Source organism: Reyranella sp. (genome assembly GCF_004296935.1).
Lineage (GTDB): Bacteria > Pseudomonadota > Alphaproteobacteria > Reyranellales > Reyranellaceae > Reyranella.
This window is the reverse complement of the sequence record NZ_SCVH01000163.1, coordinates 32,840-55,509: the sequence shown is the minus strand read 5'-3', so window position 1 is coordinate 55,509 and position 22,670 is coordinate 32,840. Positions and strand designations below refer to the sequence as shown.

Below are 22,670 nucleotides of genomic sequence, written 5' to 3'. Positions count from 1 at the left end.
CCCGTCTTCGCAAGGATCTTCGTGATCGCTGCCGTCAACGACGTCTTGCCGTGATCGACGTGACCGATCGTCCCGATGTTGCAGTGCGGCTTGTTCCGCTCAAACTTCGCCTTCGTCATGATGCAACGACCCTCGTGATGCTTTCAGCTTCTAGACCGACCAACGTAGCCAAATCCTGGAGCGGGTGAAGGGAATCGAACCCTCGTCGTAAGCTTGGAAGGCTTCTGCTCTACCATTGAGCTACACCCGCAATCGCCAAACAGAGCCAATCTCGCGCTAAGATCCGCTGGTGGAGGGGGAAGGATTCGAACCTTCGTAGACGCGAAGTCGGCAGATTTACAGTCTGCTGCCATTGACCGCTCGGCCACCCCTCCGAACCTGCGGCGCGCAGCGCGAGATTTAGCCTGTTCGACCCGCCGAAACGGGCGCGCGTTGCTCGCAAATCCAATGGGTTACGTCAAGGCCCAAATCCCCCGAGGGGATGGATTGGGTGGGGGATTTGCCGCCAACGACGTCGCACAATACAAGCCTTCGCCATGCGCCCCCGTCCCCCTCGCCCCCACAGGCCGTCCCGCGGCGGCCATCAGTCGGTCTGGCTCTATGGCCATCACCCGGTGCTCGCCGCACTGGCCAATCCGGACCGCAAGGTCGAGCGCCTGCTGGTCACCAAGGAGGCCGCCGAGCGCCATGCCGCCGCTTTTGCCGCCGCCGGCGCCACCCAGAAGGCCACCGTGATGTCGCGCGACGACCTTTCCCAGCGCCTGCCGGCGGGCGCCGTCCATCAGGGAATCGCGGTCCTCGTTGCCCCCCTGGAAGAGCCAGCGCTCGAGGATCTCCTGGCGCGCTGCGGCGACAACGCCCTCGTCCTGGCCCTCGACCAGGTCACCGACCCGCACAATGTCGGCGCCATCCTGCGGTCGGCCGCGGCCTTCGGCGTTGCCGGTGTCGTCGTCACCGAAAGAAACGCGCCGGCCGATACCGGAGTCCTGGCCAAGGCCGCCTCCGGGGCGCTCGAGGTCGTGCCTTTGCTGCGCGCGGTCAATCTCGCGCGCGTGCTCGACCAGCTGAAGGAAGCGGGCTTCTGGCTCTACGGTCTCGACGAGCGCGGCGACGTTTCGATCGGCGACCTCGATCTCGGCGGCCGGGCCTGCATCGTGCTCGGCGCCGAAGGCGAAGGCCTGCGCCGCCTGACGAACGAAAAGTGCGACCGGCTGGCGACCATTCCGACGAAGGCCGCACTGGCTGCCCTCAACGTCTCCAATGCCGCCGCAGTCGCCACCTACGAGTGGGCGCGGCGGCGCAAGGGCAATTGACCTGCATTTCGAAATGATTCTTCCCGAGGATCGAGGAGCGGATTCCCATCACTGACAACCGCCGCGGAATGATAGCGGGACTCATTGCGGTGCTGGGCGTGGCCGTTCTCGCAAGCTGTGCCCCGACCGTCATGCCGGCAGGCAAGAGCATTCGTCCGCCGAGGCTCGAGGATGGCCGCTACGTTGCCGCCGATGGCACCATCCTGCCGCTCACCGTTTGGCCCGCGGTCAAAGGTGCGGAAAAATTGCCGAAGGCCGTGATCCTCGCCATCCACGGATTCGGTGACTATCGCAACGCCTGGGAGGAACCGGCCGAGATTTGGGCGCTCGAAGGGATCACCACCTATGCCTATGACCAGCGTGGCTTCGGTGCCAGCCCGACGCGGGGCCGCTGGGCGGGGACTCCGACCATGGTCGATGACATCAGGGCGGTCGCCCACCTGGTGCGCGCGCGTCACCCCGACGTGCCGCTCTATCTCGCCGGCGAAAGCATGGGCGGTGCCCTCGTCCTTGCCGCCGCCGATCGCGACATCGATGTCGATGGGCTGATCCTGGTCGCCGCGGCGCTGCGCTCGCGCGACACGCTGGGCCCGTTTTTGAGCGGTGGCCTCGCCTTCTTCGCCCATACCGTGCCGTGGCTGCCCTCCGGGCCGACTTCGATCGACTTCCAGCCGACCGACAACCCGCGAACGATGGAGAAAATGCGCAAGGACCCCATGGTTCTGCGCAATGCGCGGGTCGATCTTGGCTATGGGCTGGTCGAGGCGATGGACGCGGCCAAAGCAGCAGCCCCACACATCCACAAGCCCTACCTCATGTTGTACGGGCTGGGCGATCGCCTTGTGCCCCAGGGGCCGGTGCGATCGGCCATCGAGGTCATGCCGAAACGCGCCGACTCGCATCTCGCATTCTACCGCGATGGCTATCACATGCTGCTGCGGGACAATGAAGGGCCGATCGTGGCCAACGACATCGTTGCCTGGATAAACAACAAGTATGCTCCCCTGCCTTCGGGCGCCGACGCGAGATATTCGCGGCCGGACCTCGCCGAACTCTGGGGCATCAAACGGTCAGACTAGCGGCGGCGCTGCGGGTGGACGCATGGCGCCGGTAGACGCTAGAAACCCCTCGCGGACACATGGTCGGCGGGACTTGGCGGCATTTGCCGTAACGTTGCGCCGATCCAAGGCCCAAGTGGTTGAAACAATTGAAAATGCCGGGTTAGCACAGTGGTAGTGCAGCGGTTTTGTAAACCGAAGGTCGGGGGTTCAAATCCCTCACCCGGCACCATTTCCAGAGCCGCGTCATGAGCCGCGCCGTTCTCGTCGCGGGCGGCGCCGGCTACATCGGCAGCCACGTCTGCAAGGCGCTGGCCGACGCCGGTGCCGTTCCGGTCTGCTACGACACGCTCGAGAAGGGTCATGCCTGGGCGGTGAAATGGGGGCCGCTGGAACGCGGCGACATCGGTGACGCCACCCGCCTCGATGAGGTCTTTGCCCGCCACCGGCCGGCCGCCATCATCCACCTCGCCGGCTACATCGAGGTCGGCGAATCGGTCAGGCAGCCCGAGCGATACCTCACCAACAACACGAGCAAGACCGGCACGCTGATCGACGCAGTCCTTCGCCACGGCGTCGAAGCCTTCGTCTTTTCCAGCACCTGCGCGGTCTACGGCATCCCCCAGACCGACCTGCTGGCCGAGACGCATCGCCTCGCGCCAATCAGCCCCTATGCCGAATCCAAGGCCCGCGTCGAACAGGCGCTGACCGTGGCCGCCGGACGCGGACTGCGCGCGGCGTCGCTGCGCTACTTCAACGCCACGGGCGCCGATGCCGGCGGCGAGATCGGCGAGGCGCACGATCCCGAAACCCACCTGCTGCCGCTCGCCGCCGATGCGGCCCTGGGACTGGGCCCTGCCCTCACGCTCCTGGGCACGGACTATCCAACACCCGACGGGTCCTGCGTCCGTGACTTTGTCCACGTGAGCGACCTTGCCCAGGCCCATCTCAAGGCCATCGACTGGCTGGCGGCGGCGCCCAAGGGCGGCATCCACGAAATATTCAACCTCGGCTCCGGTACCGGCTACAGCGTGCGGCAGGTCATCGCCGAGACGGCGCGCATCGCCGGCGTCGCCGTGCCGCACGGTATCGGGCCGCGCCGTCCCGGCGACTCGCCCAAGCTGGTGGGCGACATCACCAAGGCCCGCCTCGGACTAGGCTGGCAACCGACGCACGACCTCGCCACGCAGATCGAGGACACGCTGCGCTGGCGGCGCAAGATGCCGCGATAAGGCAGGCTGACAGGAGAACTTGCAAGTTCAGCAGGTTTCTGCCAGTATTTTCGTCACGGTGGGTTACTACGCCCGCCCCGCCAAACGCCCGCCGGATCTCCCGGCGGGCGTTTTTCTTTGCCCAAGCAGGACCTTCAAATGACCCGGATCAAACGCTGCTGGCGGCCGCAGGGCCGCTTCCTGCGCGAGTTCGCGCGCACCTGTTCCGTCTCCGCCGCCTGCCGGGCCGCGGGCCTCGCACGGCGCACCGTCTACAACTGGCGCGAAGCCGATGCCGATTTCCGGAACCGCTGGGAGGCCGCCCGCGAGCGCGGCGTCGGGCGCCTGCACGACGAGGCCATGCACCGCGCCACGGTCGGCGACGACGTGCCGGTGTGGCACGACGGCCGGATCGTCGGGCACGAACCGGTGCCGGACAACGGCGTGCTGTGGAGGTTGCTGCAGGCGTTGCAGGCAGAGACCTACGGGCCGCGCGCCGCCGAACTGCGCGCCAAGCGCGAGCGCGACGCCGAGATGACGCGCCGGCTCGACGCGGCGGACAAGCGGATCGCCGTCTATGAGGCCGAGCTTCGCGCCCAGGCCGCACGCAGCAGGGAGAAATCCGACGATGCCGGGTAGACGGCCTCGGTGGCACAGCCGGTCGGGGGGCGATTCGCCCGTCCGCTCAGGGACTTGGCGGCGGTTTTCGGCACAGGCAGCGGGACAGGCCGTGGCACAACGAGCTGTGCCAGAAAACGGTCCCCCCGGGGCCGGCTTCAGCTCAAACGCAGCGGCAGGCTGCGCAGGCGCTTTCCCGTCGCCGCGAAGATCGCGTTGGCGACGGCCGGGGCAATCGGCGGCGTGCCGGGCTCGCCGATGCCGCCGATCGCGGACGAACCGCTGTCGACGAGGTGGACCGCCATCACCGGCGCATCGGCCAGGCGCACCGCATCGTAATCCGGGAAGTTGCCCTGTTCGACCGCGCCGCCGGCCAGGGTGATCTCGCCGTAGAGGGCAGCCGACAGGCCATAGATGATGCCGCTCTCCATCTGTGCCCGCACGGTTGCGGGATTGACGACGGGGCCGCAGTCGATGGCGCAGGTGACGCGTTTAACCTGCAGGGTCTTGCCGTCGGTCACGGCCACCTCGGCGACTTGCGCCACAATCGAGCCAAACGAGGCCCGGAGCGCCATGCCACGGCCCGACCCGGCCGGCAGCGGCGTTCCCCAGCCGGCTTCTCGCGCCACCGTGTCCAGCACCTTGAGGTAGCGTGGCTTACCGGCCAGCAGTTCGCGACGGAGCGCCAGCGGATCCTTGGCCAGCGCATGCGCAAGTTCGTCGATGAAGCTCTCGTCGAAGAAGGCGGTGTGCGAATGGCCGACCGAGCGCCAGAAGCCGACCGGTACCGATCCGTCGGCGACGATCGCGTCGAGCCGGTAGGAGGCGAAGGCATAGGGCGGATTCTCGACCGCGTTGCCCTCGGGCTTGCCCTGGGCGGGGAGGCCAATCACGCGCGCCGGAAACTGGTCGGTCGGCGACTGCGCGACCTGGCGCTTGGCGACGCCCGTCAGTTTCGGTGTCGATCCGCCGACATCGAGATCGGCCCGCCAGCGCGCCAGTGCCATCGGGCGATAGACATCATGGCGAATGTCTTCCTCGCGCGACCACAGCACCTGGATCGGCCGATCCGGCATCGCGAGCGCACAGGTGACGGCCTGGCGCACCAGATCCACCTCGGCGCGACGACCGAAGCCGCCGCCGAGGAAGGTCGTGTGCACGGTCACGTCCGACTGCGACACGCCCGCCGTCCTGGCGGCCACGAGCCGCATCAGGGTGGACGACTGGTTCGGCATCCAGACTTCGACGCCCTGCCTGCCGATCTCATGCTCCCTGACATGGGCCGTGCAGTTCATCGGCTCCATCGGCGTATGCGCGAGGTAGGGCGCGCGGTAGGTCGCCGTGAGGGTCTGAACCTTGTCCGGCCTGCTCTCGCTGCCGAAGGTGCGCGTCAGGGCCGGCTCGCCGGTCTCGAGCAGCTGCTCGTAGCGCTTCCACAGGGTGGCGCTGTCGAGCTTGGGCTCCGGCCCGTCCTGCCATTGGACCTCGACCTCCTCGTCGAGGAATTTGTTGGCGCGCCACCAGCTCTTGCCGATGGCGGCAATGCCGCCCGGCACGATGACGACCTTCTCGACGCCCTCGGGCAGGGCCCCCTGCTTCAGCTTGAAGCCGTTCGCCGCACCGCCGAAGGAGGGCGCATTGCGCACCGCGGCGTAGAGCAGATGAGGCAGGCGAACGTCGACGCCGAACGTCGCGGTGCCCGTCACCTTCGCCGGCACATCGGTTCGCGGCGGCGAAGTGCCGATCAGCTTGAACTCGGACGGCTCCTTCAGGGGCGGCGGCGGCCTGACCGCGAGATCGCCGATCGAATCGACCAGTTCGCCGAACGTCACCACCTTGGCACCGTCCCGCCGGCGGATTTCGCCGTCGACGGCGACCAGGTCAGCGATGGGGATCGACGCCTTGCGACTGGCCGCCCGCAGCAGCAGGTCGCGCGCCACGGCGCCTGCCGTCCGCATCGGCACCCAGGCATCGCGCGTCGACGTCGACCCGCCGGTCGCGTTCACGCCCAGTACGCCCCCCAGCTTGCCCGCCATCCAGTGCGCGACATCGACCACGGTGCCCGCTTCCTCCGGCGAGAACGGCAGCCCATCGACCAGGATGTCGACATTGCGATAGACGGCATCCTCGGGCGGATCCTCGACCCGCACCTGGTCCCAACGCGCGTCCATCTCTTCAGCCACGAGCATGGCGAGCGCGGTCTGGATGCCTTGGCCCATCTCCGCCCGCGGCACCGCCACGACCACCGAATTGTCGCGCGAGATCTTCACCCAGCCGTTGAGACCGGCCTCGCCGGGCTTGAGGTTGAACAGCGTGCGGTTGCCCAGACGGTCGCGTTCGCGGGCAAACCAGAAACCGACGCCCAGGAACCCACCGCCGACGATGCCGCCGATGATCGCCTTGCGCCGGGTGAACTTCACAGTGCCCCGCCCAGGATTGCCGCCGCGCGATGCACGGCGCGCCGGATGGCGCTGTAGGTACCGCAACGGCAGATATTGTTCAGGGCATCGTCGATATCCTGGTCGCTGGGCCTGGGTTTGCCCTTGAGCAGCGCCGCCGCGGCCATGATGAAGCCGGGCTGGCAGTAACCGCATTGCGGCACCTGGTTCTCGATCCAGGCGCGCTGCACGGCGTGCAGCGTGCTCTCGCCCCCGGCGAGGCCCTCGATGGTGATCACCGACTTGCCGGCGACATCGCCCACGGCGATCGAGCAGGACCGCACCGGCTGGCCCTCGACATGGACCGTGCAGGCGCCACAAACGGCAATGCCGCAGCCGAATTTCGGCCCGACGACATTCAGGTCCTCGCGCAGGACCCAGAGCAGCGGCTTATCAGGCTCGGCGTCGACCTGACGCGCCTGACCGTTCACGGTGAGCGGGATCATCGTTCGATAAAGGTATCACCCAGGACGAGAACGTCCATCTTGGTCCGCAGGAAACAGTCGATCGCCTCCTCGGGCTTGCAGACGACCGGCTCGTTTTCGTTGAAGCTGGTGTTGAGCACGATGGGAACGCCGGTGAGATCGCCGAAGGACTGTATCAGGCGGGCATAGCGCGGATTGCCGGCCCAGGTGACGGTCTGGAGACGGCCGGTGCCGTCGACATGGGTGACGGCTGGAATTTGCGCTCGCTGCTCGGCGCGGATCCGGAAGACCTGCATCATGAACGGTACGTCGCCGTCGGTCTCGAACCAGGCGGGCACGGCGTCGCGCAGGATCGAGGGTGCGAACGGCCGGAAGGATTCGCGGCGCTTGATCTTGAGATTGAGGATGTCCTTCATGTCGGCGCGGCGCGGGTCGCCCAGGATGGAGCGGTTGCCGAGCGCGCGAGGTCCCCACTCCAGCCGACCCTGGAACCAGCCGATCACCTTGCCGTCGGCGATCACCTGCGCCGTGCGCCGGCACAGCGCCGCCTCGTCGCCGACACGCTCGATGGTACAGCCCGCCGCGTCGAAATCCGCCCGGCGCGCCGCGATTGCCGAAGCGATCTGGTCCGGCGTCGCCGACGGGCCCCAGTAGGCGTGGTCCATCACGAAGTGGCGTTTCACCGCCGGGCCGGCCAGCTTGTGCCAGGTGGCGAACGCCGCACCGATCGCGCCACCGGCGTCGCCGCCCGCCGACTGGACATAGAGCTTCCTGAACGGCGAACGCTCGAGAACCTTGCCGTTGGCGACGGAGTTGTAGGCGCACCCGCCCGCCAGGACGACGGCATCGGTATCGTAGCGCCGATGGAGCGCGCCCAGCAGATGGAAGAAGGCGTTCTCGTAGGTCACCTGCGCCGATCGCGCGATGTCGCGGTGACGATCCTCCAGCGGAGCCGCGGGATCGCGCGCCGGCCCGAGCAGGCCCGTCAGCGCGTCGCTCCACAGCCGTCCGCCCGACGGGATGCCTTCCTTCACCGAGTAGTTGGCGCCCTCGCCTGAAGCGTGTCGGAAGTAACGCAGATCGAGGGCGAAGCTGCCGTCGTCCCTGAGCCGGACGATCTGCTTCATCTGCTCGACGAAGCGCGGCTCACCATAAGGGGCGAGTCCCATCACCTTGTATTCGTCGCCGTAGTGCGGGAAGCCGATGAACTGCGTCATCGCCTCGTAGAAAACGCCCAGCGAGTGCGGAAAGAAAACGCGTCCATCGACCTGAAGGGTACCGCCCTGGCCGAGTCCCCAGGCGGCCGAGGAAAAGTCCCCGAATCCGTCGACCGATACCGCGACCGCCTTGTCGTACGGCGACACCAGGAACGCCGACGCGAGATGACAGAGGTGATGCTCGACGGCATGCACGGTTCCGCGGAATTCCTGCTCCGGCAGATCCCGCGCGAGATTGCCGGCGATGTCGGCGCGCTCGCTACGCTGACGCAAACGACTGAGCACATATCCCGGGCTGACGCCCGACGTCAGCGCATAGGCAAGCTTGCGCCAGCGGTTCGCGCGATTGTCGCTGTTGACCGCGACGTGGCCGACATCGCCCAGCGAGATGCCGGCCTCGGCCAGGCAATAGCGGATCGACTCGCTGGGAAAACCGCCCCAGTGCTTTATCCGCCGGAAGCGCTCCTCTTCGGCGGCAGCGATCAGCTCGCCGTCCTTCACCAGGCAGGCCGCGGCGTCGGCGTGAAAGGCATTCAGCCCGAGAATGTACGTCATCCGGAAGATTTTCCGATTCCGGCACGCTCGAGATCGAGACGCAGCAGGTGCATGGACAGGATCAGGTCGGCGGCGACGCGCTGGGCCGTGTAGAGAAGCCCCGCCTTGCCGTCGAACACCAGCCCCTTGAGCAGCAGGCAATGCAGCGCTACCGCGGGCGGACCGAGCACGCGCGTGCAACGGAGTCGATCGGCCCAGCCAAGCTCCGACCAGGATCGCATCGTGAGCTTCTCGGCTTCGGAAGCCTGGTAGCGGACCTGCGACTGCAGCCAGCGTTCGAGACTCTTGCGATCGTCATGCAGCAGACGATTGTTCAGACGCCCGACCGGGCCGTCGATGCGCAGTTTTTCGGTATGGCCATCCTGCTCGAAGCGCGCCCGCCCCCGCCGGAACAGAACCGGCAGCGGCGGATAGAGCGAGGCCCGCAGCGGACGGCCATCGATGCAATAGGAGAAGGCGATTTCATAGGCCGCCAGATCGGCCGCAGGAGCGAGGGCCGCGATCTCGTCGCGCAACGCCGGCTCCATCATGTAGTCGGCATCCAGCCGCAGGACCCAATCCGTTGCCACCCCGGTCTCACCAACGGCGAACCGCCACTGCTGGGCATGGGTATCGAATGGCCGGTGGACAGTCCGGACATTGGAGAACCGGGCAACAATCGCCAGCGTCTCGTCGGTCGAGCCGCTGTCGACGACCACGACGTCGCGGGCCCAGGCCAGCCGCTCCAGCGACCGGCCAATGTTCGCCGCTTCGTTGTAGGTCAGGATGACGGGGGTGATGTCGGCCAGCACGGCGCAAAAACGATAAGGGAAGCAGCTATGTGTTTGGTATAAATCAATTTTTTCCGGGAAACCATCGCTATCAGGAGGCTGATCTCGGATGGTCGGCATCGTATCCGCACAACAACTGCAACTCAGCAGTGGCTTGACGCCGAAGCGTCAGGCGAGCAAACGCTGCCTTGCGTGCCCCTCCCAGCCCAGCCCCGAACCCGGGGACGGCGGCTATAGGGTCGAGCCGCCGAAGGCGCGGGACCAGGGAACGAGCAACCCGTCTCGCAAGCCTTTGAAAAGTCCGCTAAAACGGCCCCTCGCGTCGATTGAAAGGCTCTTTCATGTCCAAGAATGATCTCGTGGTCGTCACCGGTGCCGGTGGTTTCATCGGCGGCCATCTGGTCCGCGTCCTCCAGCAGCGAGGCCACACCAAGATCCGGGGGGTCGACATCAAGCCGCTCAACGAGTGGTACCAGAAGACCCCGGGTGTCGAGAATCAGGTCGGCGACCTGTCGCTGCTCGAGCCCTGCCGCGCCGCCGCAAAGGGCGCCAAGATGATCTACAACCTCGCCGCCGACATGGGCGGCATGGGCTTCATCGAAACCCACAAGGCCGAGTGCATGCTGTCGGTGCTGGTCAGCACCCACATGCTGGTCGCCGCCAAGGAAGCCGGCACCGAGCGCTTCTTCTATGCGTCGTCGGCCTGCGTCTACAACGGCGACAAGCAGACTGACGCCAACGTGACGGCGCTCAAGGAAGAAGACGCCTACCCTGCCCTGCCGGAAGACGGCTACGGCTGGGAGAAGCTCTTCAGCGAGCGCATGGCGCGCCACTATCGTGAGGACTACGGCATCGCCACCCGCGTCGCGCGCTATCACAACGTCTACGGCCCGGAAGGTACCTACGACGGCGGCCGCGAGAAGGCTCCGGCCGCGATGTGCCGCAAAGTCATCGCCGCCAAGCTGTCGGGCAAGCACGAGATCGAGATCTGGGGTGACGGCGAGCAGACCCGCTCTTTCATGTATATCGACGACTGCACCCAGGGCACGATCAAGCTCGCAGAGAGCGATATCATCGAGCCGCTGAATATCGGCAGCGACGAATTGGTCAGCATCAACACTCTGGTCGACATGGTCGAGAAGATCGCCGGCATCAAGCTGAAGCGCAGCTACAAGCTCGACGCCCCCAAGGGCGTGCGCGGCCGCAACAGCGACAACACGTTGATCAAGAAGCTGATGAACTGGGCTCCGTCCATCCGTCTCGAGGACGGCATGGAGAAGACCTACAAGTGGATCTACGACGAGATGACCTCGGGCAAGGCCTCGGTCGTCAACGCGCTGCCGCGCGCCGTCGCCGCCCAGTAAGATCTTGCTTGCGTCGCGTCGGTCCTAGCGGCCGACGCGGCTCACGGCCTTGTTGCTCTTCAGCAGGCTGTCGAAATAAGCGATCGTTTTCGCCAGCCCTTGGTCGAGGGCAATCTTCGGCTCCCACTTGAGCTTTTCCCGCGCCAGGCTGATGTCCGGACACCGCTGCATCGGATCGTCGACCGGCAGGGCTGCGAAGATCAGCTTCGACTTGCCGCCGACCTTCTCCAGGATCTTCTCGGCGAGATGGCGGATGGGCGTCTCGACCGGATTGCCGATGTTGACCGGGCCCGTGAAGTCGTCCGGCGTATGGTCCATCAGGCGCAGCCAGCCGTCGAGCAGGTCGTCGACATAGCAGAAGGCGCGGGTCTGCATGCCGTCACCGTAGATCGTGATGTTCTCGCCCTTCAGTGCCTGGACAATGAAATTCGACACCACACGCCCGTCGTTGGGATGCATGCGCGGGCCGTAGGTATTGAAGATGCGCGCCACCTTGATGCGGAGCTTGTGCTGGCGATGGTAGTCGAAGAACAGGGTCTCGGCGCAGCGCTTGCCCTCGTCGTAGCAGGCGCGCGGTCCGATCGGATTGACGCTGCCGCGATAGCCCTCGACCTGCGGGTGGACCGTCGGGTCGCCGTAGACCTCGCTGGTCGAGGCCTGGAAGATCTTGGCCCGCACGCGCTTGGCCAGCCCCAGCATATTGATGGCGCCGTGGACGCTGGTCTTGGTCGTCTGCACGGGATCGTGCTGATAGTGAACAGGCGAGGCCGGACAGGCCAGATTGTAGATCTCGTCGACCTCGACATAGAGCGGGAACGTCACGTCGTGGCGCATCAGCTCGAAGCGTGGATTGCCGAGGCAGGCCTCGACGTTGGCCTTGGAGCCGGTGAAGTAGTTGTCGACGCAGAGCACGTCGTTGCCGGCGTCCAGCAACCGTTCGCACAGGTGCGACCCAAGGAACCCCGCGCCGCCGGTGACCAAGATACGCTTGCCCATGTGACCCCTGGAATGTCGTCGTGTTTCGCAGCCGACACTAGGCGATCAAGCTCTTGAATTCACTCCAAAACCACCGAAGGATGCCGCCGCTTCGCCCTCGTCCGGGCGGGCCAAGACACAGGGCAAGGCTGCAGGAGAAGAAGCGTCCAATGAGTATCGAGATGGTCGGGCTGGCTGATATCGTGCGCGTCCATGCGGCCGAACGGCCGGATGCGGCGGCCCTCGTCTATGAAGGGCGCACCACCAGCTACGCAGCCCTCGACCGGTCCGCCAGCCGGACGGCCAATGGCCTGATCGCCGAGGGCATCAAGCCCGGCACCCGCGTCGCCCATCTCGACAAGAGCAGCGACCTTTTTTTCGAGTTGCTGTTCGGCGTCGCCAAGGCGAATGCCGTCATGGTGTCGGTCAACTGGCGGCTGGCGCCACCCGAAGCGCTGCACATCATCAACGATGCCGAGGCCGAGATCCTGTTCGTGGGCGAAGAGTACTTCCCGGTCATCGAGAAGATCCGCGACGAGCTGAAAACCGTGCGCAAGATCGTGACGCTCGGGCCGCGCCATGGCGCCTGGGAGCCCTTCGTGGAGTGGCGCGACCGCAACCTCGAGGCTGACCCCCGCCTGCCCGCCCGCAGCCACGACACCGCGGTGCAGTTCTACACCAGCGGCACCACCGGCCTGCCCAAGGGGGCCGAGCTCACCAACGCCAACTTCGCCTTCATGTTCGAGCAGTGGACCAAGAGCTGGCTGCTGAAGCCCGGCGCACAGAACATCGTTTGCCTGCCGATGTTCCATATCGGTGGCGCGGGCTGGGGTATCGCCGGTCTCTTCGCCGGCGCCACCAACCACGTCATGCGCGAGTTCGTACCTGCCAACGTGCTCGAGACCATCCAGCGCGAGCGCATCCAGGTCATGCTGCTGGTGCCGGCGATGATCCTGTTCCTGGTCCAGGCGCCGCAAATCCGCGAGACCGACCTTTCGAGCCTGCAGCTCATCGTCTATGGCGCGGCGCCGATCCCCGCCGAGCTCCTGAAGCAGGCGATGGCAGTTTTCGGCTGCGGCTTCCAGCAGGTCTACGGCCTCACCGAGACGACGGGCGCGATCACGCTGCTGCCGCCGGAGGATCACGATCCCTCAGATGCCAAGAAGCTGCTGTCCTGCGGCTATGCCCAGGTGGGTGTCGAGCTGCGCATCGTCGACGATGCCGGCAAGGCTCTGCCGATGGGCCAGGTCGGCGAGATCGCGGTCCGCTCGCCGCAGATCATGCGGGGCTACTGGCGCCTGCCCGATGCGACCAAGCGGGCAATTCACGGCGACTGGTTTTTCACTGGCGACGCCGGGTACCTCGACGAGAATGGCTATCTCTTCATCTACGATCGCGTGAAGGACATGATCGTATCGGGCGGCGAAAACATCTATCCAGCCGAGATCGAGAGCGCGCTGTTCGGCCATCCCGACGTGGCCGACGTGGCGGTGATCGGCGTGCCCGACGAGCGCTGGGGCGAGGCGGTGAAAGCCGTCGTGGTAAGGAAGCCCGGCGCCGGCGTCACGGCGGGCGAATTGATCGCGTGGGCGCGCGAACGCATCGCCGGCTACAAGCTGCCGAAATCGGTCGACTTCATCGAGGCGCTGCCGCGCAATCCGACCGGCAAGATCCTGAAGCGCGAGCTGCGCCTGCCCTACTGGGGAGACAAGCAGCGGCAGGTCAACTGACCGCCCTGCGGCTTCTTTCGCAAACACGCCTCGAAAATCCAGCCACACGGTTCTAGAAACATCCCATGTCCGACCTGCCCAAGAACCTCACCCCTGTCCGCCAGGCCCACCTCTTCGACGAGGCGAAACTCACCGACTACATGAAGGTGAACGTCGAGGGCTGTCGCGGCCCCATCAAGGTCCTGCAGTTCGAGGGTGGCCAGAGCAATCCAACCTACCATGTCACCGACGGTGGCGGCCGCATGTATGTGCTGCGCAAGAAGCCGCCAGGCAAGCTGTTGCCGTCGGCGCACCAAGTCGATCGCGAGTATCGCGTGATCAAGGCGTTGTCGGATCACACCGACGTGCCGGTGCCCAGGCCCTACGCGCTCTGCCAGGACGATTCGGTGATCGGCACAGCCTTCTACCTCATGGAGTTCCTGCCCGGCCGCATCCTGTCCGACCCCAAGATGCCCGGCATCTCGCCGGCCGACCGCGGCAAGATATTCGATTCGATGAACGACGTGCTGGCCCGTCTCCACAATGTCGACTACCGCGCCGTCGGCCTCGGCGACTTTGGCCGCGAGGGCCAGTACATCCAGCGCCAGCTCAATCGCTGGTCGAGCCAGTATGACCTCGCCAAGACCGACCAGGTCGAATCGATGGAACTGCTGAAGCAGTGGCTGCCGGCCAACCTCCCGCCCGGCGACGAGACGCGCATCAACCACGGCGATTACCGGCTCGGCAATACCATCGTCCACCCGACCGAGCCGCGTGTCATCGCCGTGCTCGACTGGGAACTGTCGACGCTCGGCCACCCGCTGGCCGACCTCGGCTACAACTGCATGATGTATCATTTCAGCGAGGGCTTCGGCGCCTCCGAAGGTTACGCCGGCATGGATCTCAAGGCGTTCGGTATTCCGACCGAGCAGGAATATCTTGCCGCCTATGCGCGTCGTACCAACCGAAAGGAGATCGCGGACTGGAATTTCTTCGTGGCGTTCTCGTTGTTCCGCCTCGCCGCCATCGTACAGGGCGTCTACAAGCGCGGCCTCGACGGCAATGCCTCGTCGGAAACCGCGAAACAGTACGGCAATCGCGCGCGCGTGCTGGCCGATCTCGCCTGGTCGCTGGTCAAGGATCGCGCCTGAGCCCGCCCAGCTCAGCTATTCGTCGGTGTAGGGTACCATCGAGGCATCGTTGCCCTTCGGGCAGTTCTCGCTGTCGACCAGCGCGTTCTCAGGGTTGCGATACCTGCCGATATCGTAGGGCGCGGAGTCGCTCGGTGGCCGCGTCGGCGGCGTGCGCAAGGTCCAGGAGACGAGCCGCTTGATGACACTGCCCAGCGCCTGGTCGAAGGCATCGACCACCTTCGGCACCTTGTCGGCGCGGGCACGCACGCAGCGCTCGACCGAGGCGACGCCGATGATCTGGCGATCCGGCATGCGCACCAGCTTGGCGATGATGCGGACCTTCACGATCGGCGGCTGGCCGTAGAAATACATCGCCTCGAAGTTGCGCAGGTCGGGCTGCAGCACATAGTTGGCGCGCAGCGCGATCGATTCACGCGCCACGGCGACGATTTTGCGGGTGTTCTCGAATGAATCGACGATGCGGGTTTGTATCATCAGCGGCGCACGGTCGGTCCACGCCACCTTGGCATAGTAGTCCGTCGAAGTCGGCGTCATCTGAATGGCAATACGTCCGGTATTGAGGCTGGCCGCCGAAACCGGCACCTCGACGGCGAGCTGCCAATAAACGTTGGGCAGGTCGCGATCGAAGGTACTCTTGGGAGACACCGTATAGAGATCGGTCGGCTCCACTGCCGAATCGATCGCGCTGAGCGCCTGGCATCCGGTGAGGACAATGGCCGCCGCTGCGCAAACGGCCCAACGAAGCATCATTTCGGCGTGTATCCCTGCTTGCCACTGAACACGAAGGCGCCCGGATCCCGCTCCAGCTTGGTGGCGATGACGTTCAAGTTCGCGGTGAGTTGACGCAACTCGCGAAGAGCCAGCGAGAATTCGGTCAATCCGGACTCGGTGAAGCTCCTGATCGGTCCCTTGTTGTCGGCCACGAGTTTGCCGAGCTGGCCGGCCGCGGCGTCGATGTTGGCAAGCGCCAGACGCGCTTCGGTGATCGCCTTGCGCAGCTCCCCGGGGTCCTTACCGGCCAGCGCCTTGCGGGTCGCGGTATCCTGGGGACCGATCTCGAGCGCTACCAGATTGAGCGACTCGGCGAGCCCGTTCAACGTGCTGAAGGTACGGCGGAACTCGGTGATGGCACCCGGAAGTTCGGCCAGCGTCGCCTGAATCGCGCCATCCTGCTTGGCGAGCGCCGTTGTAGCCGTCGACAGATTGCGCAGCGTATCGCTGACGGCGCTGATATTGTCGGGGCTGAGAAGATCGTTGAGCCGGTCGACTGTGGTACTGGCCTTCGACAACAGCTCCTGCGCCGACGTCGACGTCGCCTGGAGGAAGGAGGCCCCCTCACGGATCTCCGGGTAAGGCTTCTCACCCAGTTTCTTCTTCGGCTTGACCTGGTCGACATCGACACGACCGACGATCTGAATGAACGGGCTACCGGTAATAAATGGCTTCTCGAAGACGGCGTAAGAGCGCTCGGGAATGCCGATTTCCTTATCGACAGCGACAGTGACCTCGATCTTTTCGCTGAGGCGTTCCCGGCCCGTACTGCGCTGGATATCAGTGCGCTTGGTCAGCTTTATGCTGAACACCCGGCCGACGCGCAGGCCGCGGTAGAACACGGGTGAATCTTTGGTCAATCCCTGCACGTCACCGGAAAAAAAGATGTCGTAATAGACATAAGCGGTCTGGTCGCCCGCCCGCAGCTTCCAGACGACGAAGCCCGCGACGGCGACGATGAACGCGATCATCGCCGCACCGATCAGTACGTAAGGCGACTTTCTTTCCATCCGACGCTACTTCTGCTCCTGTCGAGCCGCCCGCCCGCGCGGACCGTGAAAATATTCCCGGACCCAGGGATGATCGTATACCAGCAACTCTTCCATCGTACCTACCACCACGCGCTTGTCGAGCAGGACGGCGATGCGGTCGCACACGGCGTTGAGGCTATCCAGGTCGTGGGTCACCATCAGAACCGTCAGGCCGAGGCTCCGGCTCAGGCCTTTGACCAGCTCGTCGTAGTGAGCCGCGCCGATCGGGTCGAGCCCGGCGGTCGGCTCGTCCAGGAAGAGGAGCTCGGCGTCGAGGGCAAGCGCGCGGGCGAGGCTTGCCCGCTTGCGCATGCCGCCGGAGAGCTCGGACGGCTTCTTCTCGCCGGTGTCGGGCGGCAGGCCGACCAGGGCGATCTTGAGGGCGGCGATGTCCCGCATCGTCTCCTCGTCCAACCCGGCGTGCTCGCGGACCGGTACGATGATGTTCTCGGACACTGTGAGTGAGGAAAACAGGGCGCCGTCCTGGAACTGGACCCCGGTGCGGGCCTGCATGGCCCGCTCCGCCCGACCGTGAAGGGTGGCGGTATCGACTCCCAGCATCTCGATGGTGCCGGCTGTCACCTGATTGAGACCGATTATCGTGCGCAACAGCACCGACTTGCCGGTACCCGAGCCACCCACGAGCCCGACGATCTCGCCGCGAAAGACGTCGAAGTCGAGCTTGTCGTGGATGACGTTGTCGCCGAACTGCGTGCGCACCCCGCGCAGCCGCAACACGACGTCACGGCCATCGCGGTGGTCGACGAGTTGCCCTCCCTCGGGCATCAAACGTCCGCCAACAGGAAGATGATCGAGAACACTGCGTCCAGCACGATGACACAAAAGATCGATTCGACCACCGAGCGGGTGGTGAGCTGTCCAACGCTCTCGGCACTCCCGCGCACCTGCAGGCCCTCGAAACAGCCGATGGTGGCGATCACAAGGCCGAAGACAGGGGCCTTGATCATGCCCGTATAGAAGTGCCAGGCGCCGACAGTGTCGCGCAGCTGTTCGAAGAACTGCGCGAAGGTGAAATCCAGGTAGATCGTACAGGCGACGGCCCCGCCGAGCAGGCCCGCCATGTCGCCCCAGAACGCCAGAAACGGCATCGACACCGCCAGCGCCACGATGCGTGGCATGACCAGCCATTCGATCGGATTGAGACCGATGGTGCGCATGGCATCAACTTCCTGGTTGACCTGCATGGTGCCGATCTGGGCCGTGAAGGCGCTGCCGGAGCGGCCGGCGACGATGATCGCGGTGAGCAACACGCCCAATTCGCGGAACATGCTGATGGCGACCGCCTCCACCGCCAAGGTCTCGGCGCCGAACCGGCGCAGTTGCTGTATTCCCTGGTACGCGATCACCACACCGATCAGGAAACAGAGGACGCCGACGATCGCCAGCGCCCTGACCCAGACTTCGTACATCTGGCGCACCACGGCATTCATGCGGAACCGTCGCGGCTGCAGGCAGGCCTCGACAAAGACCACGAGGATCTCGCCGAAAAAGGCACAGAGATTGACGGCCTGATGGTAGAACTCAATGGCGTTGCGTCCGATCTCCTCCAGCCAGTGGGCCAGCCAGTTCATGTGCCGCTCGGGCATCGCCTCGCACATGTTCTTCTGGACGACCACGAACAGATCGGCGTGACTCTTCTCGCGGGTCGTCACCTCGGTATCCGGCCCGCCGCCTGCGAGGAGCAGGATCTCCAGCGCGCCCGCCGTGTCGAGCCGCTCGACGCTGCTCGCATCCACCATGCGGGCGGCACGGCCAGTCCCGGCGGCAGCGAGGGCCCGGGCAGCCTTCTGCCGAATGCCGCGGAGATTGAGCACCGTCCAATTGCCGCCGATCTCGACGACAGGCTTCCCGGCGCGCATCGTGTAGCGAATGGTCGGTTCGACGTCGGACATTGGCGAGATTAGTCGTCGCCACGGTTCATGCTGTCAATCTCCCTACAGCCGGTCCGCACTCATTGCCCTACTTCTCGGCCACTGGCACGATCTGCGGCGGGAGGAACAAATGGGAAAATGGCCGGCCCTGGACAAGATCGAGATGATCGAAGGTCCATTGGATGAAGAGACCTATGAACGCGACCTCCGGAAGCTGCAGACCCGGCTGCTCGACCTGCAGATCCACTATCTGCACGACCGCCGGCGGGCCATCATCTGCATCGACGGCTGGGACGCCTCCGGCAAGGGCGGCCTGATTGGGCGTCTGGTCGACGGCCTCGAGCCGAAATCGGTGCATGTCTGGCGCATCGGCGCGCCATCGCCCGAAGACCAGGGCCGCCATTATCTCTGGCGCTTCTGGCAGCGCCTGCCGGTTCCCGGCGACTGGGCGATCTTCGACCGCACCTGGTATGGCCGCGTTCTGGTCGAGCGCGTCGAGGGCTTCTGCGACAAGGACTCGTGGAAGCGGGCCTACCGCGAGATCAACGAATTCGAACGCCAGCTCACCGACGACGGCGTCTGCATCGTCAAGCTTCTCGTCCATGTCAGCGCCGAGGAACAGAAGCGGCGAATGCTCGATCGGCTGAGCAAGCCGCACAAGCGCTACAAGATCGGGCTGGAGGATTTCCGCAACATCGCCAAACGCAAGGAGTATCTGGAAGCCTACGACAACATGCTCGAGCGCACCGACACAGAACAGGCTCCCTGGCACGTTATCGCGTCAGACAACAAGATGCAGGCCCGCCTCACCGGCCTGAAGATCGTTGCCGACACTCTGGGCAGCGGAATGACCCTCACCGAACCCGAGCTCGATCCCGCAGTCGCGGCCGCCGCCTTCAACATGTGGGGCTGGACGCCGGAGAACGGCAAGGAAGGTGGCAAAGGCAACAACAAGAAGAACGGCGACAAGAAGTGACCGCCGATCCCGGGCGGAACACGGACGATCTGCAAAACACCTCGGTACCGGCCGAATGGTTGACCGTGGTGCCTGACATTTCGGCACCCTAACCTTTCGCCATGACCGAGACCGAGAAATGACTTTCGTGCGTCCGTTCGCCGGCTGGTGGGTCGTCGCCGGGGCCTTCCTGTGCATGATGACCGGCTACGCGGTGGCCTATTCCTTTGCCGCGTTCTTCGGCGCCCTCGAAACCGAGTTCGGCGCCCGTCGCGGCGAGACCTCGCTGGTCTTCTCGATCTCGGCGTTCCTCTACTTCCAGCTGGGCTTTCCCGCCGGTCTGATCGCCGACCGCACCGGGCCGCGCCCGCTCGTCGTGGGCGGCCTGCTGCTGGTGGCGTTGGGCCTTGCGGCTGCTTCACAGGCGACCGCCTTGTGGCAGATCTATCTCGGCTACGGCCTCGGCGTTGGCGTCGGCGTCGGGCTGTCCTATGTGCCGAGCATCGCCGCGGTCCAGCGCTGGTTCATCCGCCGCCGCGGCGCGGCAAGCGGGCTCGCCGTGGCCGGGATCGGCGTTGGCACCCTGGTGGGCGCGCCGCTCGCCCACGAGTTGATCTCTGCGCTGGGGTGGCGCCAGACCTATCTCGTGCTGGCCACGCTGACGGTCGTCGGTGCCATCGCAAGCGGAATCCTGGTGCGCCCGTCGCCGGAGCACTACGGCCTTGCGCCCGACGGCGATACGCCCTCGCCTGGCGGTGCATCGGCGATTCCGGCCGGCCATACCCTGGGCCAGGCGATGCGTTCCCTGCCCTTCTGGGCGATCTATGTCGGCGCCCTGATGATGTCGTTCGGCCTGTTCGTGCCATTCGTGCACCTGGCGCCCTACGCCACCGACCTCGGACTGGGCGAGGGCTTCGGCGTCCTGCTGATTGTCCTTCTGGGAGTCGGCAGCACCGTCGGGCGATTCCTGTTCGCGAGCGTCACCAACTGGCTCGGCCGCCGCCTCTCGTTCAGCCTGATGTATGTCGGCGCAGGCGTCATGCTGGTGATCTGGTCGGTGTCGACCAGTGGGCCCGCGCTCATCGTTTTTGCCCTGGTGTTCGGCGCCTTCTACGGCGGGTTCGTGGCCATCGCGCCGTCGCTCGCCGCGGATTACTTCGGCGGCCGGGCGCTGGGCTCGATCATCGGCGCGCTCTACAGCGGTGTGGCGTTCGGCGCCCTGCTCGGCGCGCCCGTCGCGGGCTATGCCTACGACTTCTTCGGCTCCTACACCGGGGCGATCCTGGCGGGCGCCGCGCTCTGTCTGGTGTCTTTTGCCATTACGCTGGCGATGCCGGAGCCGGGACGCTGGCTGGCGGCGCGACGAGGCTAGCCCGCCCGCCCAGCACTGAAGCGATCCAGGGCAAGGCCTCGGCCATCGCTTCCTCGAAGCGCCATGGTGGATTGATCACGGCCAGGCCGCAGGCGGTGAGCTTGCCGGCACCAACCTCGCCAGCGACCCGGAGTTCCAGGACCAGGCGCTTGGGAGCATCCAGCGCCGCCACGAAGGCAGCGGCGGCCGCTTCGTCCTTGATCGGATACCAGATCGCATAGCAACCGGTGGCGAACCGGCGCAGGCCCTGCCGCACCGCGCGCGCCAGACGCTCGAACTCGTCCACAGCCTCGAAAGGTGGATCGATCAGGATCAGGCCTCGCCGCTCCGGCGGCGGCAGCATCGCCTTCAGCGCCTTGTAGCCATCAGCCGCGCGCACCTCGACCGCACGGTCACCCGCGAACTCGCGCTTCAACGCCAGCGCATCTTCCGCATGCAATTCGCAGGCGACGAAACGGTCGCCCGGCCGAAGGGCGGCCCGGATCAGCCGCGGCGAGCCAGGATAACGCCGCAGTCTCCCGCCCGAGGCACCGAACTTGCGGTCGTAGGCTGCTACCGCGGCGAGGTAGCGCGCCACAGGGGCCGGCATGCCTTCACGCGGCGCCGTGGCGAGACGGGCGATGCCCGCGTCGGCCTCGCCGGTGCGCCCGGCCAGCGCACCGGCGAGATCGTAGCCGCCGGTCCCGGCATGGGTGTCGAGCACGAACAGCTTCTTGTCTTTGGACAGCAGCAGCCGCAGCAGTTCGCACAGCGCTGTGTGCTTTAGGACATCAGCGAAATTGCCGGCATGGTAGCCGTGGCGGTAGTTCATGCTCCGGCTATAGCATCGCCAATGGATTTGGGGGCACGGTATGTGCTTCAACCCTTGCGTAAGAATGGGAGACCGCATGGCCACGCATGAACTTCATTCCTCGCCCGAGACCTGCCACTGGGGCTATTTCGACAGCCAGCTGAAGCCCCAACTCAGCATCAAGTCGGGCGACATCGCCACCATCCACTGCGTGTCCGGCGCCGCCGAGATCCTGCCTGAGCCGCCGATGAACGTGCTGCCCGAACATCGCGAGATCCTGGCCAAGCTGAAGCCGCACATCGGCCGCCATATCCTCACCGGCCCGGTCCATGTCGAGGGCGCCGAACGCGGCGACACGCTGGCGGTCGAGGTTCTCGACATCAAGTTCCGCACCAACTGGGGCTGGAACGTGCAGCGGCCGCTGATGGGCACCCTGCCTGAGGACTTCCCCTTCTATCGCCTGACGCACATCCTGATCGATTCGAACCGCGGCGTCTGCACCATGCCGTGGGGGCTGGAGGTCCAGCTAAAGCCGTTCTTTGGCATCATGGGCGTGGCACCGCCACCGGAATGGGGCCAGTGCAGCTCGGTCGAGCCGCGCGCCTTCGGCGGCAACATCGACAACAAGCACTTCAACGTAGGCACGACAGTCTACCTGCCGGTGTTCGCCCCGGGCGGGCTGTTCTCGACCGGCGATGGCCACGGCGTGCAGGGCGATGGCGAGGTCAACCTGACGGCGCTCGAAACGTCTCTCAGCGGCACCTTTCGCTTCACCGTGCGCAAGGACATGAAACTCAACAACCCGCGCGCTGAGACCGCGACGCACTGGATCACGCACGGTTTCGATCCCGACCTCGACGACGCCGCCAAGGAAGCACTGCGCGACATGATCCGGCTGATCACAGCCAAAACCGGCCTCTCGGCGGCAGACGCCTACATGCTGTGCAGCCTGCAGGCCGATCTGCACGTCACGCAGACGGTCGACGGCAATAAGGGCATCCACTGCATGATCGCCAAGAGCCTGATTGGCGGCTGATGCGTGCCGGCCTCGG

At 65.6% G+C, this 22,670-nt stretch carries 21 protein-coding genes and 3 tRNA genes; 11 read left to right on the top strand and 13 right to left on the bottom strand.

What is annotated here, in order from left to right:
• From EPO55_RS24150 to EPO55_RS24140, 3 genes are all read right to left on the bottom strand, one after another.
• Window positions 1-119 (bottom strand): GTP-binding protein (locus EPO55_RS24150; protein ID WP_296340008.1); only part of this gene is annotated, 119 nt, incomplete at its 3' end.
• Window positions 120-176: 57 nt separating this feature from the next.
• Window positions 177-250, bottom strand: a tRNA-Gly gene (locus tag EPO55_RS24145).
• 37 nt (window positions 251-287) lie between these two features.
• Window positions 288-374, bottom strand: a tRNA-Tyr gene (locus tag EPO55_RS24140).
• Between the two features lie 162 nt (window positions 375-536).
• Here EPO55_RS24140 and rlmB point away from each other — a divergent pair.
• From rlmB to EPO55_RS24115, 5 genes are all read left to right on the top strand, one after another.
• Window positions 537-1,313, top strand: coding sequence for a 23S rRNA (guanosine(2251)-2'-O)-methyltransferase RlmB (rlmB, locus tag EPO55_RS24135; RefSeq protein ID WP_296340006.1), 777 nt, complete (start codon window positions 537-539; stop codon window positions 1,311-1,313).
• A gap of 98 nt (window positions 1,314-1,411) precedes the next feature.
• Complete coding sequence (locus EPO55_RS24130; protein ID WP_296340005.1) at window positions 1,412-2,392, top strand: alpha/beta fold hydrolase; 981 nt, start codon at window positions 1,412-1,414, stop codon at window positions 2,390-2,392.
• Between the two features lie 136 nt (window positions 2,393-2,528).
• Window positions 2,529-2,603: transfer RNA gene (locus EPO55_RS24125), tRNA-Thr, on the top strand.
• A 16-nt stretch (window positions 2,604-2,619) separates the two neighbouring features.
• Window positions 2,620-3,603 carry a UDP-glucose 4-epimerase GalE gene (gene galE / locus EPO55_RS24120; RefSeq protein ID WP_296340003.1) on the top strand — a complete coding sequence of 328 codons (984 nt, stop codon included), beginning with the start codon at window positions 2,620-2,622 and terminating at the stop codon, window positions 3,601-3,603.
• A gap of 138 nt (window positions 3,604-3,741) precedes the next feature.
• Window positions 3,742-4,221 carry a hypothetical protein gene (locus EPO55_RS24115; protein WP_296340001.1) on the top strand — a complete coding sequence of 160 codons (480 nt, stop codon included), beginning with the start codon at window positions 3,742-3,744 and terminating at the stop codon, window positions 4,219-4,221.
• Between the two features lie 137 nt (window positions 4,222-4,358).
• Here EPO55_RS24115 and EPO55_RS24110 read toward each other — a convergent pair whose 3' ends face one another.
• Genes EPO55_RS24110 through EPO55_RS24095 form a run of 4 tightly spaced genes read right to left on the bottom strand, consistent with a single transcriptional unit; the run spans window position 4,359 to window position 9,725 of the window.
• A complete protein-coding gene (locus EPO55_RS24110; RefSeq protein ID WP_296339999.1) occupies window positions 4,359-6,620 on the bottom strand; it encodes a molybdopterin cofactor-binding domain-containing protein in 2,262 nt (753 codons plus the stop codon).
• Window positions 6,617-7,084 (bottom strand): (2Fe-2S)-binding protein, encoded by a 468-nt coding sequence (locus EPO55_RS24105; protein ID WP_296339998.1) that lies wholly within the window; start codon window positions 7,082-7,084, stop codon window positions 6,617-6,619. The genes EPO55_RS24110 and EPO55_RS24105 overlap by 4 nt, the downstream gene beginning before the upstream one ends.
• Window positions 7,081-8,835 (bottom strand): carbamoyltransferase C-terminal domain-containing protein, encoded by a 1,755-nt coding sequence (locus tag EPO55_RS24100; protein WP_296339997.1) that lies wholly within the window; start codon window positions 8,833-8,835, stop codon window positions 7,081-7,083. Before EPO55_RS24100 ends, EPO55_RS24105 begins: the two co-directional genes overlap by 4 nt.
• Window positions 8,832-9,725 (bottom strand): glycosyltransferase family 2 protein, encoded by an 894-nt coding sequence (locus EPO55_RS24095; protein WP_296339996.1) that lies wholly within the window; start codon window positions 9,723-9,725, stop codon window positions 8,832-8,834. The genes EPO55_RS24100 and EPO55_RS24095 overlap by 4 nt, the downstream gene beginning before the upstream one ends.
• A 221-nt stretch (window positions 9,726-9,946) precedes the next feature.
• On the opposite strand from EPO55_RS24095, the gene EPO55_RS24090 reads away from it, so the two are divergent.
• Entirely contained in the window at window positions 9,947-10,969 is a 1,023-nt protein-coding gene (locus EPO55_RS24090) for an NAD-dependent epimerase/dehydratase family protein (protein ID WP_296339995.1), read from the top strand.
• A gap of 24 nt (window positions 10,970-10,993) precedes the next feature.
• On the opposite strand, the gene EPO55_RS24085 is transcribed toward EPO55_RS24090, so the two are convergent.
• Complete coding sequence (locus tag EPO55_RS24085) at window positions 10,994-11,965, bottom strand: UDP-glucuronic acid decarboxylase family protein (protein WP_296339993.1); 972 nt, start codon at window positions 11,963-11,965, stop codon at window positions 10,994-10,996.
• A gap of 149 nt (window positions 11,966-12,114) precedes the next feature.
• On the opposite strand from EPO55_RS24085, the gene EPO55_RS24080 reads away from it, so the two are divergent.
• Together EPO55_RS24080 and EPO55_RS24075 are read left to right on the top strand one after the other, a co-directional pair.
• Window positions 12,115-13,674 (top strand): fatty acid--CoA ligase, encoded by a 1,560-nt coding sequence (locus tag EPO55_RS24080; RefSeq protein ID WP_296339991.1) that lies wholly within the window; start codon window positions 12,115-12,117, stop codon window positions 13,672-13,674.
• Window positions 13,675-13,739: 65 nt separating this feature from the next.
• Window positions 13,740-14,804 (top strand): phosphotransferase, encoded by a 1,065-nt coding sequence (locus tag EPO55_RS24075; RefSeq protein WP_296339990.1) that lies wholly within the window; start codon window positions 13,740-13,742, stop codon window positions 14,802-14,804.
• Window positions 14,805-14,819: 15 nt separating this feature from the next.
• On the opposite strand, the gene EPO55_RS24070 is transcribed toward EPO55_RS24075, so the two are convergent.
• Genes EPO55_RS24070 through EPO55_RS24055 form a run of 4 tightly spaced genes read right to left on the bottom strand, consistent with a single transcriptional unit; the run spans window position 14,820 to window position 18,522 of the window.
• Window positions 14,820-15,557: an ABC-type transport auxiliary lipoprotein family protein gene (locus EPO55_RS24070; protein WP_296339988.1), complete on the bottom strand. Its 738-nt coding sequence runs from the start codon at window positions 15,555-15,557 to the stop codon at window positions 14,820-14,822.
• Window positions 15,554-16,588 (bottom strand): MlaD family protein, encoded by a 1,035-nt coding sequence (locus tag EPO55_RS24065; RefSeq protein ID WP_296339987.1) that lies wholly within the window; start codon window positions 16,586-16,588, stop codon window positions 15,554-15,556. Before EPO55_RS24065 ends, EPO55_RS24070 begins: the two co-directional genes overlap by 4 nt.
• Window positions 16,589-16,594: 6 nt before the next feature.
• A complete protein-coding gene (locus tag EPO55_RS24060) occupies window positions 16,595-17,395 on the bottom strand; it encodes an ATP-binding cassette domain-containing protein (protein WP_296339985.1) in 801 nt (266 codons plus the stop codon).
• Window positions 17,395-18,522 (bottom strand): ABC transporter permease, encoded by a 1,128-nt coding sequence (locus EPO55_RS24055; protein ID WP_296339984.1) that lies wholly within the window; start codon window positions 18,520-18,522, stop codon window positions 17,395-17,397. Before EPO55_RS24055 ends, EPO55_RS24060 begins: the two co-directional genes overlap by 1 nt.
• Window positions 18,523-18,631: 109 nt before the next feature.
• Here EPO55_RS24055 and EPO55_RS24050 point away from each other — a divergent pair, with 109 nt between their 5' ends.
• Together EPO55_RS24050 and EPO55_RS24045 are read left to right on the top strand one after the other, a co-directional pair.
• Entirely contained in the window at window positions 18,632-19,477 is an 846-nt protein-coding gene (locus EPO55_RS24050) for a polyphosphate kinase (protein WP_296339983.1), read from the top strand.
• A 118-nt stretch (window positions 19,478-19,595) separates the two neighbouring features.
• On the top strand, window positions 19,596-20,828 hold the full coding sequence (locus EPO55_RS24045; RefSeq protein WP_296339982.1) for an MFS transporter: 1,233 nt from the start codon (window positions 19,596-19,598) through the stop codon (window positions 20,826-20,828).
• On the opposite strand, the gene rlmJ is transcribed toward EPO55_RS24045, so the two are convergent.
• Complete coding sequence (gene rlmJ / locus EPO55_RS24040) at window positions 20,776-21,639, bottom strand: 23S rRNA (adenine(2030)-N(6))-methyltransferase RlmJ (RefSeq protein ID WP_296339981.1); 864 nt, start codon at window positions 21,637-21,639, stop codon at window positions 20,776-20,778. The genes EPO55_RS24045 and rlmJ overlap by 53 nt on opposite strands.
• A 76-nt stretch (window positions 21,640-21,715) precedes the next feature.
• Here rlmJ and EPO55_RS24035 point away from each other — a divergent pair, with 76 nt between their 5' ends.
• Complete coding sequence (locus EPO55_RS24035; protein WP_296339979.1) at window positions 21,716-22,654, top strand: acetamidase/formamidase family protein; 939 nt, start codon at window positions 21,716-21,718, stop codon at window positions 22,652-22,654.
• Window positions 22,655-22,670: the final 16 nt, after the last annotated feature.